The following is a 14,244-nucleotide window of genomic DNA, read 5'->3' on the forward strand; positions in this document are numbered from 1 at the left end:
TATATGTACGCATTTGTCATCATTTTTCTACATTATAATTAAGATTATTATTTTTTTAGTTTTTTTCTAAATCTGCATTTAAATATTAATTTTGTGTATAAATTTATATTTTTATCTCAATTTGAGTAAAAAAAATCTCAAAATGAGATTTTTTCTCATTTTGAGATAATTTTATATTTCTCTAGTTTTCTATATAGAGTAGCTCTAGATATACCTAATGATTTTGCTACTAGCTCTTTGTCTTTTTTATAATCTTTATATTTATGTAATGCTTTAATGATTTCTGCTTTTTCTAATTCTTCTAAAGTTCTTATCTTATCATTTTGAACTAATACTTCTTCTAACTCTACATTTTTTAATTTATTAGGTATTACATCTAATGTTATAATTTCTCCTATAGACATATTCACGCCATACTCTATTATATTTTGAAGCTCTCTTATATTTCCTGGCCATTTATATTCTAACATTACATCTAGCACATTTTTGTCAATACCAGTTACATGCTTTTCTAACTTTCTAGAATATTCTTTTATCATAAAATCTATTAAATCTGGTATATCATCTTTTCTTTGTCTTAAATTTGGAAGTGATATAGGTATTACATTAAGCCTATAATATAAATCTTCTCTAAAAGTTCCCTTTAATACCATTTTTTCTAAATCTTTATTGGTAGCTGCTATTATCCTTACATCTATAAATTTATTTGATTTTGCTCCAATTTTATTTAGCTCTTTTTCTTGTAATACCCTAAGTAATTTTGCTTGTAGATGCAAGCTCATATCTCCTATTTCATCTAGGAATATAGTACCCTTATTAGCTATTTCAAACTTACCTAATTTACCACCCTTTTTTGCTCCTGTAAAAGCTCCTTCTTCATAACCAAATAATTCACTTTCTAGTAAATTATCTGGTATGGCTGCACAATTTACAGCTACAAATGGATTTTCACATCTATTACTATGGTTATGTATAGCTCTTGCAAATAACTCTTTACCAGTACCACTTTCTCCTGTAATTAGTACTGTAGAAGTGGACTTAGAAGCTATTAGCGCTTCCTTTTTAACACTATTTATAATGCTACTATTTCCTATTATATTTTCTAATGTTATACTATAATCTTTATTTATTTTATTGTAGTTTTTAATAGCATCTTTGTTATCTATAAAGTCTATAACATATCCTTTTAATTCTTTCTTTAAAATAATTTCATTTATATTGTATATTCCTTTTAATTCATATCCATCCAATTTATAGTTAAAACTATGTGATTTTTCTTTTTTAAAATTATCTCTTGATGGTTTTTTTATGAACTCTAAAAGCTTAAATATATTTTTACCATTTATATTATTTTCTAAATTGAATACTTTCTTAAATTTTAAATTATATTTATCTATATTTCCATCTACATCAATAGATACTATAGCCTTATCTATACCATTTACTAAAGTCTCTAGCTTTTTCTTTTCTAATTCTAACTCATAAGCTTTTACTTGAGCTTTAATTTTATTAGATATTAAATCAGCCATTTTACCTAAAAAATTCATTAATACATCTTTATTATTTTTTATAACTTTAGCTTGTTCCTCTGTAAAAGCTATAAGGCCTATAACCCCATAGGTTACTCCTTCGCTTATTATAGGGCAACAAACCTCTGCAAACTCTTTACAATCTCCACTATTGGAGCATTCATTACATATATCATTACAACTTGGATCATCTATTATTATTTCTATCTGTTCTATTAGACATTTATTAAAAGCAGAGTATCCACTTATTTTTTCTCCTATTTTTTCTAAATATATACCTGTACCTGCAACTCTAGTTAAGTCATCATCTACTATGGTTACATCTATACCTAAAACAGCTACTATTGCTTCTGCTATATTTTGAATATCTTCTCTTATGTATTTTAAGTTTGCCATATTAATCCTTTCTTAATCTTTTTAAATTAAGTATTTCTTTTATATCCTTTAATACTAAATATATTTTATTTAGCGTAAATTGTATAGATATTAATATAACAAACATCATTACTACTATTATTAATTGATAATTTATACTCATAACTATATGGCTCCTATTTTTAGTTTAATATATAAAAGACCAGGCTAACCTAGTCTTTATATATATTAGTAAAATCTCTATTTTCTTTTTCCTATATAAATGTATCTTTCATTTTCTACTTCTTTAACATTACCTTCAAAATCTAAAGTTGAAAATAACTTTGCAACATCATTTGGATAATGGTACTTGATATTTTCTCCGCACAGTTTATGCTTTAGATTTTTTAACTTAACTTTAATATTTTTTAAATTTAAATCTTCTAATATTAACTCACCATTGATCTTTAGTACTCTGTTAATTTCTTTAGATGCTTGCTCGAAATTTCCAGTGTTATTAAAGTGATCTAATATTATAACTTTGTCAAAATGTCTATCTTCAAAAGGCAATAGTTCAAGTGTTCCTTTTATAACATTACAGTTTCCGTTGTGTATTAAGGAATAACATACGTCTTCATAAGGGCTATTCTCAAGTATTGTTACATATACTCCTAGCCTTCTTAATCTTTTCCCTAGGTCACCTATTTTTCCTACAAGTAGTATATGATTGCCTACATTATACTTTATCGTATCTAAAAAACAAGTTATATCATCAGAGTTATCTGTCAAACTAATACTAGGGTCGTAATCATGATATAATACGCTTTTCACAGTGCTCCCCCTCTTTACTTTCTGCATTTATAACTAACATCATAGAATAAATTATAATAAATAAGGAGCAACTATTCAACTAGTAAATTTTTAGTTTTTTTATGAAACCCTATTCATTATTATTTTCACTCATCTTTTTTATTTTCGATATAGAAACTTCATAAGCAACTTTCTTTATACTATTTCCATCTTCACCTTTTTTTTCATACTCTCTACTTTGAACTCTTCCCCACATTTGTATTCTATCTCCAACCTTTAACCCTTTAGCAAATTTTGCATTTCTTCCCCAAACTATTGATGGTATATAGTCTGATTTATTGTATGGTCTATTTATTGCTACTAATAAATCTGTTATCTCTCTCCCTAATGGAGTCTTTCTATAAACGGGCTCTTTACATATGTAACCATCTAAAAATATACTGTTTGGATCTTTATTTTCCTCTTCTATCGTCTTTATTTCTCTAACAAAAACAGTTAAAACTAGTCTATTTCTATTATCAATATTTTTATTATAAGACCTTAACTGCCCCAATATACTACATAAATTCCCTTCCTCTATTTTTATATCTTCTAAAAGTCTTTCTGAAACTGTAATAGGAAGTATATCATAAGAATCACTAAGTCTATTTATTTTAATAGTAGTGTTATAAAACTTCTCTCCAAATATTTCATGACTGAATTCTAAGTTTTCACTCAGTTCCCCTCTTAAATTCACTACATTCGTTTCTTCTTTAACTGTTACCATCTTTATCCCCCCACAATTTGTTAATTGTATATTTTATCTTTTATATAATAAATATATTTATAAATTCTTACTTTTATTACTACTTATTCTGTAGCTTTTGAACTCCATTACTATCCACTTTGAAATTTTCTTTGTATGTTATTTCTGATACAGGAACTATTTTATATCCATCTTTCTTTAAATTAAGTATTATAGTGTCTATGTAATTTTCCACATTACTTACATTTGAATGAAATAATACTATAGATCCTGGTTCAGAATTTTTCATTACTCTATCAATAACATGATTTGCACCAAATCCCTTCCAATCCATAGAATCTAGGCTCCATTTAATGGTTTGATGATCTAATGAATTGCTCACCTCTAAAGTTTCTTTATCTGTATCACCAAATGGAGGTCTAAATAAACTTGTTTTTTCTCCTGTTATATCATATATTTTTTCTGATACTAACTTAATTTCTTGAACTTTTGATTCTTTTGATAAATTTTTAAAACTTGCATGTGTATTAGAATGATTTCCTATTTCATGACCTGCATTATGTATTTTTTCAACTAATTCCTTATTATCTTCTATCCAACTGCCCAGCAAAAAAAACGTAGATTTTACATTATGTTTTTCTAAAACTTGTAAAATTTCATCTATATTATTTTTTCCCCATGCTACATCAAAGGTTAAAGCTATTTCTTTATCATTTGTATCAACACTATGTATTGGCATACTAGCTACTTCTTTTTCATAACATACATATCTAATTCCACCTATTAAAGCTATTATAAAAACTATTGTTACTCCTAAAAAGAAAGTACTAGATCTAAAATATTTTATTTTTTTAGACTTATACTTCATATTTACACCTCCTTTTTGTTGTCCTATATTTAAAACTTATTTTTATTTTTTTCAAAAAATTACTATTAAACTAAATTTATTATTTGGGCAAATTAAAGTTAATACTAATATAAGGTGGTGCTATTATGTCAATTATAAAAAGTTCTTTTGGTAATATTAAAGGTCATCAAGTTGAAACAGCTAGAAAGACATTTAAACTTGAAGGTAGACACTATCTAAGAGAAGCACATGGAATTGAAGAAGGTGTACGTAAAGATAAAAAAATAAAAATTGATACAAAGTTCAAACAATAAAAATTGATACAAAGCACAAATAATTTTTAAAAAAACGTATATAAAATTTGATTCCAGGGTAAATTAGTATCAACAATACAATATGTATTGTACACAACATCTAAGGAGGAAATTTACTATGGCAAACAACAACAGAAAAGCTGTTCCAGAAGCTAAGGCTGCATTAAATCAAATGAAGTTAGAGATAGCTAATGAAATAGGATTAGCTAACTATGACACAATAGACAAAGGTAACTTAACAGCTAGACAAAACGGTTATGTTGGTGGCTATATGACTAAAAAATTAGTTGAAATGGCTGAAAACCAAATGGCAGGTAAATAGTATAGTAAATTCTGACATCTAAGTGATAAGAGGCTACCTAAATGGTAGTCTCTTATATTTTTACGAATAAAAAAAGATATTTTATTTATTGAATATATTCAAATTCTACTTTTATTTTTGTATATTTTGGTTTAATATATTATATAGAAATAGTTTACGGAGGATGGTACAATGTTTGAAAACTCATCTGAAGAATTAGCTTCTCACAAGCTTTTAATTTTATATATTTTAAATAAAATTAATATGGATTTAACTAATTCTCAAATTACTCAAGTTATCTTAGAAACTGAGACTATGAATTATTTTTCTCTTCAACAGTTTTTAAGTCAACTTATGGAATCTAAATTTTTAGTTACTTATGAGGATTCTGGTAAAGAATATTACTCTCTTACTCAAAAAGGGTTAGAAATATTAGAGTACTTCTTATCTAGAATACCTGAAGATACAGCTAAAAAAATAGACGAGTATATAATAAATAATAAAGAGAATCTGTTATCTGATACACAAGTAAAATCAAGCTTTGTAAAACAAAGTGATCATGAATTTATTGTTAACTTGAGAGTTATTGAAAATCAATCTAACTTAATAGATTTAAACTTAAATGTTTCATCAGAGAAACAGGCCAAGCTTATTTGTAACAATTGGAAGAAAAATGCATCATATATGTATGCAGAAGTTATAGATTTACTTATACGTGATAACCACTAAGCCTATAAACATATTATTGTTGTAGGCTCTTTTCCTGTTTTAATTTCATTTATAAACATGTGATTTATTGCATTATATACTTTTATAGAGTTATTTTGAGTATCAGATACAAATAATAATTCTTCATTTCTAGAAATAGCTAAACCTTGTGGATTCCCATTTATCTTAATTTCACCTTTAATTTCTAAGTTATTATAATCTAATATTACTACTTTTTTATGTCCTAAATCAGCTATATATACCTCACTTTTACTATAGTTAAAGCATATTTCTACTGGTATCAAAAACTGATTTATTGTATGCTTTATCTTCATATTAAATCCATCTAGTACTATTACACTTCCATCTAATGTAGATACATATACTTCATTTTTTTTAGTATCTACCTTTATATGCCATGCTTTGAAGTCTATCTTAATCTCCCTATCTATACATTTGCTTAAGGTATCTATACAGTATATAGAATTTTTACAAGGTACATATAATTTATTTTCTTTTTCATTAAAATCAAATCCATGCGGTGTTTCTCCTACACTAATTATACCTACTGGCTCTAGCGTATGTTCATTTATTATGTAAATACTATTAGAATCTTCATTAGATATATAAAGCTCTCCTTTAGATATACCTATCTGACTTAAGTTACCACCTATAGACATACTATCTATTATTTTCTTTAGTTCCAGGTCTAGTATATACATTATTCCATTAATTGAACTGGGTAAATACATTAATTTCTGCTTTTTATTTATGCAAAAATGATGCGGATAAGTCCCATCATCTAATAGTATTTCTTCAGTTTTAAAATCTTTATAATCTAATATACTTATGCTATTCGATAGATAATTTGAAATGTATAGCTTCAAACTTTAGCCCCCTTTATTATTCATACATATACTATAATAGTATATTCTTTTGTATCTATATATTATTACTATCTTTTAGTATTGCAATATTAAATATATATTTGATATGATAGGATTGAAAATAATATATTAAGTTAGGGGTTTTATTATGAAAGTAACATTTAAGCCAAGTGGCGTTTGTTGTAGAGAAATGAATTTTGAAGTAGATGATAACAATGTTATAACTAATGTTGAGTTTGTAGGTGGATGTCCAGGTAATTTAATAGGACTTAAGCAATTAGTAATTGGGCAAAATGCATTTGAAGTAGCTGATAAGTTAGCTAATATACCTTGTGGTGGAAAAACTACTTCTTGCCCAGACCAATTATCTAAGGCTATACGCCAATCTCTATAATATTTATTTATGAGTATCTTTAGGTATTTTACCTTATTTGATACTCTTTTTTATTTATATAAAATATATTTTATAAATTTTTAGTTCATTTAAATAATATATTGATAAACTATTTTATAATTGTTTTTAAATTTAAAAAGTGCCTTAAAATAGCCATTGTTACTATTTTAAAGCACTTTGTTTTATACTACTCTGCTAACTCTAATGTATTATTTACTATTGTTCTAACTGCTCCTATCATATATAAAGATCCTGCACTTATTATTATATCTTCTTTTTTAGAGTTTCTTAGTGTATAATTGACAGCTTCTTCTATGTTTTCTATTGAAATTACATCGTCCACATATTTAGATATTTTTTCTTTTAAAGCTTCACAGCTTATAGCTCTTGGATTATCTGGAGTTGTTGTTATTACCTTATCAAAATAAGGCATAATTATTTTTAACACACTATCTATATCTTTATCCTCTAACATTCCTATTAAAAGAGTTCCTTTTTTGTCTCCAAAATTTTCACTTATAGATTTAGCCAAAGAACTTGCTCCATCTTCATTGTGTGCTCCATCAATTATAAATATAGGATCTTCCATTAACTTTTCTATTCTACCTGGCCACTTTGTATTTAATAGACCTATTCTAATATCTTCTTCATTTATATCTAAATTTTTAGCTTCTTTTAAGTACTCTACCACACTTAAAGCTAACATGGAATTATTAACTTGATGTTCTCCTATTAACTTTATTTCTAAGTCTTCATATGTTTTATTCATAACCTTACAGCTATATACTTGAGAATTTATATCTGATTTTTTAATTTTCATACTATCAAATGTAACTTCTATATATTTAGCATTTTTCTCTTTACATATATTTTTTATAACATCTTTTACTTCATCACTTTGATCGTATACTATAGCTACTCCATTTTCTTTTATTATTCCACCTTTTTCATAGGCTATTTTAGCAACTGTATCTCCTAATATACCTACATGATCTAAGCTTATAGATGTTATTACACTTACTTCTGATTTGCTTATAACATTAGTAGCATCATATCTTCCACCCAATCCAACTTCTAGCGCTACAAAATCTACATTTTGTTCACAATAATAATAAAATGCCATGGCAGTTACTATTTCAAATTCTGTAGGATATGAATATCCATTTGCCACCATATATTCTATTTTTTCTTTTATTAAGGTAACTATTCTAGCTACATCATCTTCTGGTATATTTTCTCCATTTACTCTTATTCTCTCTGTGAAAGTCTCTAAAAATGGTGATGTATATAATCCAACTTTGTATCCAGCTTCCTTTAATATACTTGTTATAAAAGAACAAGTTGAACCCTTTCCATTAGTTCCTGCCACATGTATTATATTTATCTTATCTTGTGGATTTCCTAATAGTTCTAATAGTTTAGATATATTATCTAGTCCTAACCTTACACCAAACTTGTGAGTTTCTTCTATGTAATGTAATGATTCTTGGTAGTTCATTTATTATCCCCCTTAGTCATTTCTCTTTTGTTATTATTTATCTACTTTTTATTATAGTATATTTTTTACTAATTTAGTTTATAATATGATATTTAATTACATCATAATAATAAATTATTTTTCTACTAACATAGTCCATATTCCAATCTCTTTAAATCCTATCCTACGATATACTCTTCCCGCTTTTGGATTATCATAAAATAGACATAATGTCTTATTGCGTTTAAGTAAATCACTACATAGTTTAGATAAACATTTACCCATATATCCTTGTTCTCTATATTCTTTTTTAGTTGCTACCCCTACAACCATAGCAGATTTACTATTCTCTGCCGTTATTTGTGATATAGTTATTATTTCTTTGTTGTCATTTTCTATATAATAAGATACTGTGCTATTATCTTTTATTCTACTTCTTATTGTATCAACACTATATTCTACAGAAAATTCCTCTATTGTACTTAATAAATCATATATCCTTTGTGCATCCTCTTCGATGCCTAGTTTTATAGTATCATCCCATTTTAAAAGTTTTTTATCATCTTTTAATTCACAAAAATATGTAATTTTTTCTTCGTAATCTTCCAATACATCTTTAAATTTTTCTATTATAGTATCTTTTCCTGATATTATTTTTTTGCCTTTATATTTTCTTATAATATCCTTAAATTCATATACATCTTCATCTAGTTTTTCAATATATGGTATAAAATTATTTGTGTATCTTAATAAAATACCTCTTAAATTGTTATCTTCATCAAACTTTCCCCATACTTCTTGGAAATCTTTATTAAACCCATGCTGTTCAATATCTCCTATTATAAATAAATTTTTACTAGGCTCCTTTACTACATAATCTAAGACTATATTTCTATGTTTATCTTCTAGTTTCAATATCATAGCATTCTCTCCAATCTTAAATATATAGATTATATATATTCCTTTTTTCGGAAATAATATCCTTTAAAATATTTTACATTGTACTTTATCTAATAAATATAAAAGCATAGGTAGTATACCTATGCTCTATAAATCATCAATAACTTTTATAAAATTCTATGAGTTATTAGTTATTTATATATTTTTCAAATACTTCTCCAAAATCTTTATTGTTATATGTATTTCTTAAGTTTTCCATCCAGTTGAAGTTAAACTTAGCTAAGTCTTCTACTATATTTACCGGATTTCCTTCTAGATGATTTCTTGATATTGCATCATTAGCCATCTTAAGTCCATTTATACCATCTTCTACAGATGTATAATTTCTGCCTTGTATCATACTTATTTCAACTAGAGCTTTATATAAATCTTTTAACTGTTCTAGTTGTTTTTTATCTACATCTATGCTAAACCTTTCATTACCGAAATTAAACTTTATTTCTATATCTAAATCTACTGTACCTGCAGTTTCTAATGTAACTTCATCTACTCTTTCATAGTAAAATTCATGTCTTTTTACAACCCTTTTCCTACTAACTGCATTTGCTCCATCTACATGTAAAAGGCCTCTATTAATAAATACGTATTCATCTGATTTTGACTTTATAACAAAGTATATTTTTTCTCCATCTTCATGCATTATGTAGTCGTCTCCATCAACTTTATCAAAATCTTGAGGAGATATAATCTTTCCTATATCTGATAGTCCTAATGTATCGGCTGCCATTCTTCCTAATATATTTTTTGCCATTTTTCTACCTCCTAATATAAATAAGTATTTCAATTCTCTTACTTATATTATAAACTATAATTATCCACTTATCTCAAAGATTTTTCATAACATAATAAAAGAGCTATCTCTATTTAGAGGTAGCTCTTTTTATATAAACTATTTTATTTTAGCTTCTATATTTTCTATTCTTTCAAGAACTGATTTCATCATTTCTTCGAATTTTTCTTTTTTAGCCTTTTCTTCATTAACTAAGCTTTCTGGAGCTTTAGCTAAGAATCCTTGGTTAGAAAGCTTTCCGTTAACTCTCTTTATTTCGCCTTCTAATTTAGCTTTTTCTTTATTTAATCTATCTAATTCTTTAGTGAAGTCTACTAATTCATCAAGTGGTATAAATATTTTAACTCCATCTATAACAACACTTACTGCATCTTCTGGTATACCAGCTTCATTGTCTACTATTTCAACAACTGATGCAGATGCTAATGTTACAAAGTAATCTCTACCAGCTTCCATAGCTTCTTTCTTTTCAGCTGTTGGAACTATTATAACTTTAGCTTTCTTTGATGGTGGAACATTCATTTCAGCTCTTACATTTCTTATGTTTCTTATTCCATCCATTGTTAAGTTCATCATTTCTTCTTCTTTAGCCATGTTGTCTTCTTCAGTGTAATGAGGCCACTGAGCCACTACTATACTTCCTTCTACTGTTGGAAGATGAGTGTATATTTCTTCTGTTATAAATGGCATATATGGATGAAGAAGTTTTAATATCTTCTCTAATACATATGTTAATGTATATAATGCTGTTTGTTTAGCAGCTTTATCGTCAGAGTATAATCTTGGCTTAACTATTTCTATATACCAGTCACAGTACTCAGACCACGCAAAGTCGTATATTTTTTGAGCAGCTATACCAAGGTCAAACTTGTCCATGTTGTCGTTAACTTCTTTAACCACATTGTTAGCTCTTGATATTATCCACTTATCAGCTAAAGTCATAGAGCTTTCAACTGATTCTCTAGTTACACCATTCATTATCTCTTCATCTATGTTCATGAATACAAATCTTGATGCATTCCATAATTTATTTGCGAAATTTCTAGATGCTTCTACTCTTTCCATATAGAATCTCATATCATTTCCTGGAGAGTTTCCAGTAGCTAACATGAATCTTAAAGCATCAGCTCCGTATTGGTCTATTACTTCTAATGGGTCTATTCCGTTTCCTAAAGACTTACTCATCTTTCTACCTTCAGAGTCTCTAACAAGTCCGTGGATTAATACATGTTCAAATGGAGTTTCTCCCATACAGAACATTCCTGCAAATGCCATTCTTACAACCCAGAAGAATATTATATCGTATCCAGTTACAAGTACACTTGTTGGATAGTAGTAGTTTAATTCTTCTGTATTGTGTGGCCAACCTAATGTTGAGAAAGGCCAAAGTGCTGAAGAGAACCATGTATCTAATACGTCTTCATCTTGCTTAAATTCATGATGTCCACACTTAGGACAAGTAGTAGGCATTTCTTTAGCAACAACTACTTCTCCACACTCTTGACAGTAGTAAGCTGGGATTTGGTGACCCCACCATAATTGTCTTGATATACACCAATCTCTTATATTTTCTAACCATTGTAAGTAAGTTTTGTCAAACTTATCTGGTACAAACTTTAATTCTTGTTTCTTTAATATATCTATAGCAGGTTTTGCTAATTCATCCATCTTAACAAACCATTGGTCTGATAATCTTGGCTCAACTACTGTATGACATCTATAGCAAGAACCTACATTGTGGTTATGATCTTTTATAGCTATTAAGTATCCAGCTTCATCTAAATCAGCTATAAGTTGCTTTCTACACTCATATCTGTCCATGCCTTCATACTTACCAGCTAATTTATTCATTGTTCCATCTTCGTTCATTACATTTATCTTTTCAAGGTTGTGTCTTTGACCAACTTCAAAATCATTAGGGTCATGAGCTGGAGTCATCTTAACTGCACCAGTACCGAACTCTAAATCAACATAATCATCAGCAACTATTATTATTTCTCTGTTTACTAGTGGAAGTATTGCTTTCTTTCCAACTAAGTGAGTGTATCTCTCATCTTCTGGATTTACAGCTATACCACTATCTCCAAGCATTGTTTCTGGTCTAGTAGTAGCTATTTCTAAGAATTCGTCACTACCAACTATTGGGTATTTTATATGATAGAACTTTCCATCATGTTCTTCATGTTCAACTTCTGCATCTGATAAAGTTGTTTTACAATCTGGACACCAGTTTATTATTCTGTTTCCTCTGTATATTTGACCTTTTTCATATAACTTAATGAAGAACTCAATAACAGCTTCGTTACATCCTTCATCCATTGTGAATCTTTCTCTATCCCAATCACAAGAGTCTCCTAATTGTTTCATTTGGTCTACTATTTTTCTACCAAATTCATTTCTCCAATCCATAGCTCTCTTTAAGAATTCTTCTCTTCCTAAATCGTACTTAGACTTTCCTTCTTGTTCTCTTATTCTTTCAACAACTTTAACTTCAGTTGCTATAGAAGCATGGTCAGTTCCTGGTTGCCATAAAGCTTCATAACCGTCCATTCTCTTCCATCTTATAAGTATATCTTGTAAAGTATGGTCAAGAGCATGCCCCATGTGTAATTGTCCTGTTATATTTGGTGGTGGAAGCATTATAGTGAAAGGCTTCTTGTTTGGATTTGGCTTAGATTTAAATAATCCATCTTCAATCCACTTTGAATATAATCTTGATTCAAAATCTTTTGGATTATACGTTTTTGGTAAATTAGTGTTTTCCAATTTCATTTCCTCCTCATTTTATTTAAAATTTTATTTTTATTAAAAATTTGTCTTACTAAAATTATTAATAATACAAGTAACTTAATAACTTTATTTTGATTAAAAGTCTTAAACTTATATATTTTATAGTATAAATTAAAAAAGAGCCATTCATCCTTATAAGGACGAAAAGCTCGCGTTACCACCTTAATTCCCAAATTGAACTCATTCATCTCTCAAGAGTTATATTCCGTATTTACTTAGCTACATCTCTTAATCATAACTTCACTAATCTATAATACAGATACTTAATAATTTGGGCTCTTTATGGATTTTAACGATTCCCACCGTCTAAACCTACTGCTAGTTCAGCTTAGAAACTCCAAAGCTACCTTCTGCAAACCTATACTAAGAAGACCTTTCAGCCTATGAGTCTTCATCTCTTTTAGTAGTATTTACATACTCCTCTTTATCATAGTTTTTATCTTATTATTTATTCTTTAATTATATCCAATTAATATTATTATTGTCAATTATTTATAATAATATATGTACTACTTTGATTTTTTAATTAGCTTTGAACATTTCCTTTCCAATAGTTTCGATCTTGTGTATCTTCACTTATTGGTTCTATCTTATAACCTCTTTCTTTTAATACTCTTATAATGTTATCTAAAGCTTCTACAGTTTGTTCTTTTTCATGCATTAGTACTATTAAATTAGATTTATCTCTACCATAATATAATAAACTACTTAAAATATTGTCTGTTGTGGATTTCCAGTCTAGTGTGTCTAGATTCCAATCCCATATTTTATAATTATTTTCTACTAATATATCATAAGATTCTTTAGGCATATAAGGCTTGCTTCCATAAGGCAGCCTTATTAATTTTGATACATCTCCTGTTATATTATAAAGAGTTTCTTGGCAGGTTTTAAATTCATTTAGTGTTGCTTGTGGTGTTTCATAGAGCTTATGTATATCATGAGTTACACTATGAAATCCCATACCATGCCCCTCTTTTTGCATTCTATTTAATTCATCTGGGTGTTTCTTCATATTATCATTTATCATAAAAAAAGTTGCTTTAACTTGATTTTTTTCTAATATGTCTAATATCGAGTTAGTGTATTTAGATGGACCATCATCTATAGTTATATATGCTATCTTCTGTGGTAATAAAACAGGACCTTTTTCTTTTTGTGTTGTAGCTTCGTTTATAGTTTGAGTTAAAGTACTCGTTACTATATAATTTTCTAATAAAGTATATTTTCTATCCTCATCTTCCTTTGGTATATTAAAAATAACTATGCTTAATACAATAAATGCTACTAAAATTATAGCTAAAATTTTGTAATTTTTTTTTATATTCATCCCCCTAA

15 protein-coding genes and 1 other annotated feature are annotated in these 14,244 nt (G+C 27.6%); of the genes, 4 read left to right on the forward strand and 11 right to left on the reverse strand.

The window, feature by feature from the left end; all coding sequences use genetic code 11:
- Positions 1-155: 155 nt before the first annotated feature.
- The 5 genes from ABHC41_RS05290 to ABHC41_RS05310 all read right to left on the reverse strand — a co-directional run bounded on the left by ABHC41_RS05290 (position 156) and on the right by ABHC41_RS05310 (position 4,306).
- A complete protein-coding gene (locus ABHC41_RS05290) occupies positions 156-1,925 on the reverse strand; it encodes a sigma 54-interacting transcriptional regulator (protein ID WP_195238043.1) in 1,770 nt (589 codons plus the stop codon).
- 1 nt (position 1,926) lies between these two features.
- On the reverse strand, positions 1,927-2,067 hold the full coding sequence (locus ABHC41_RS05295; RefSeq protein WP_166504718.1) for a hypothetical protein: 141 nt from the start codon (positions 2,065-2,067) through the stop codon (positions 1,927-1,929).
- Positions 2,068-2,144: 77 nt separating this feature from the next.
- On the reverse strand, positions 2,145-2,714 hold the full coding sequence (locus tag ABHC41_RS05300) for a methyltransferase domain-containing protein (protein ID WP_240276208.1): 570 nt from the start codon (positions 2,712-2,714) through the stop codon (positions 2,145-2,147).
- Between the two features lie 109 nt (positions 2,715-2,823).
- Positions 2,824-3,459 (reverse strand): single-stranded DNA-binding protein, encoded by a 636-nt coding sequence (locus ABHC41_RS05305; protein WP_092922488.1) that lies wholly within the window; start codon positions 3,457-3,459, stop codon positions 2,824-2,826.
- Positions 3,460-3,538: 79 nt separating this feature from the next.
- Positions 3,539-4,306 carry a polysaccharide deacetylase family protein gene (locus tag ABHC41_RS05310; RefSeq protein WP_092922485.1) on the reverse strand — a complete coding sequence of 256 codons (768 nt, stop codon included), beginning with the start codon at positions 4,304-4,306 and terminating at the stop codon, positions 3,539-3,541.
- A 125-nt stretch (positions 4,307-4,431) separates the two neighbouring features.
- Here ABHC41_RS05310 and ABHC41_RS05315 point away from each other — a divergent pair, with 125 nt between their 5' ends.
- The 3 genes from ABHC41_RS05315 (at position 4,432) to ABHC41_RS05325 (ending at position 5,629) form a co-directional block, all read left to right on the forward strand.
- The gene (locus ABHC41_RS05315) at positions 4,432-4,599 is read left to right on the forward strand and encodes a hypothetical protein (protein WP_166504717.1); all 168 of its coding nucleotides are present in this window, start codon (positions 4,432-4,434) and stop codon (positions 4,597-4,599) included.
- A gap of 118 nt (positions 4,600-4,717) precedes the next feature.
- Positions 4,718-4,921: an alpha/beta-type small acid-soluble spore protein gene (locus ABHC41_RS05320; RefSeq protein ID WP_092922482.1), complete on the forward strand. Its 204-nt coding sequence runs from the start codon at positions 4,718-4,720 to the stop codon at positions 4,919-4,921.
- Positions 4,922-5,092: 171 nt separating this feature from the next.
- A complete protein-coding gene (locus tag ABHC41_RS05325) occupies positions 5,093-5,629 on the forward strand; it encodes a DUF4364 family protein (RefSeq protein ID WP_092922479.1) in 537 nt (178 codons plus the stop codon).
- A 2-nt stretch (positions 5,630-5,631) separates the two neighbouring features.
- Here ABHC41_RS05325 and ABHC41_RS05330 read toward each other — a convergent pair whose 3' ends face one another.
- A complete protein-coding gene (locus ABHC41_RS05330; protein WP_166504716.1) occupies positions 5,632-6,495 on the reverse strand; it encodes a YncE family protein in 864 nt (287 codons plus the stop codon).
- A 148-nt stretch (positions 6,496-6,643) separates the two neighbouring features.
- Between ABHC41_RS05330 and ABHC41_RS05335 the strand changes: the two genes are divergently transcribed.
- Positions 6,644-6,889, forward strand: coding sequence for a TIGR03905 family TSCPD domain-containing protein (locus tag ABHC41_RS05335; RefSeq protein ID WP_166504715.1), 246 nt, complete (start codon positions 6,644-6,646; stop codon positions 6,887-6,889).
- Positions 6,890-7,076: 187 nt separating this feature from the next.
- Here the strand turns inward: ABHC41_RS05335 and ABHC41_RS05340 are convergent, their stop codons facing one another.
- The 5 genes from ABHC41_RS05340 to ABHC41_RS05360 all read right to left on the reverse strand — a co-directional run bounded on the left by ABHC41_RS05340 (position 7,077) and on the right by ABHC41_RS05360 (position 14,236).
- The gene (locus tag ABHC41_RS05340; protein WP_195238044.1) at positions 7,077-8,387 is read right to left on the reverse strand and encodes a folylpolyglutamate synthase/dihydrofolate synthase family protein; all 1,311 of its coding nucleotides are present in this window, start codon (positions 8,385-8,387) and stop codon (positions 7,077-7,079) included.
- 114 nt (positions 8,388-8,501) lie between these two features.
- The gene (locus ABHC41_RS05345) at positions 8,502-9,287 is read right to left on the reverse strand and encodes a GNAT family N-acetyltransferase (RefSeq protein WP_092922467.1); all 786 of its coding nucleotides are present in this window, start codon (positions 9,285-9,287) and stop codon (positions 8,502-8,504) included.
- 166 nt (positions 9,288-9,453) lie between these two features.
- A complete protein-coding gene (locus tag ABHC41_RS05350; protein ID WP_271893319.1) occupies positions 9,454-10,077 on the reverse strand; it encodes a PH domain-containing protein in 624 nt (207 codons plus the stop codon).
- Between the two features lie 138 nt (positions 10,078-10,215).
- Positions 10,216-12,882 (reverse strand): valine--tRNA ligase, encoded by a 2,667-nt coding sequence (locus ABHC41_RS05355; RefSeq protein ID WP_271893321.1) that lies wholly within the window; start codon positions 12,880-12,882, stop codon positions 10,216-10,218.
- Between the two features lie 157 nt (positions 12,883-13,039).
- Positions 13,040-13,346: a binding site (T-box leader), on the reverse strand.
- An 86-nt stretch (positions 13,347-13,432) separates the two neighbouring features.
- The gene (locus tag ABHC41_RS05360) at positions 13,433-14,236 is read right to left on the reverse strand and encodes a polysaccharide deacetylase family protein (protein WP_166504712.1); all 804 of its coding nucleotides are present in this window, start codon (positions 14,234-14,236) and stop codon (positions 13,433-13,435) included.
- Positions 14,237-14,244 lie beyond the last annotated feature (8 nt).

This window comes from Romboutsia sp. 1001216sp1 (assembly GCF_039841805.1).
Lineage (GTDB): Bacteria > Bacillota > Clostridia > Peptostreptococcales > Peptostreptococcaceae > Romboutsia_C > Romboutsia_C hominis.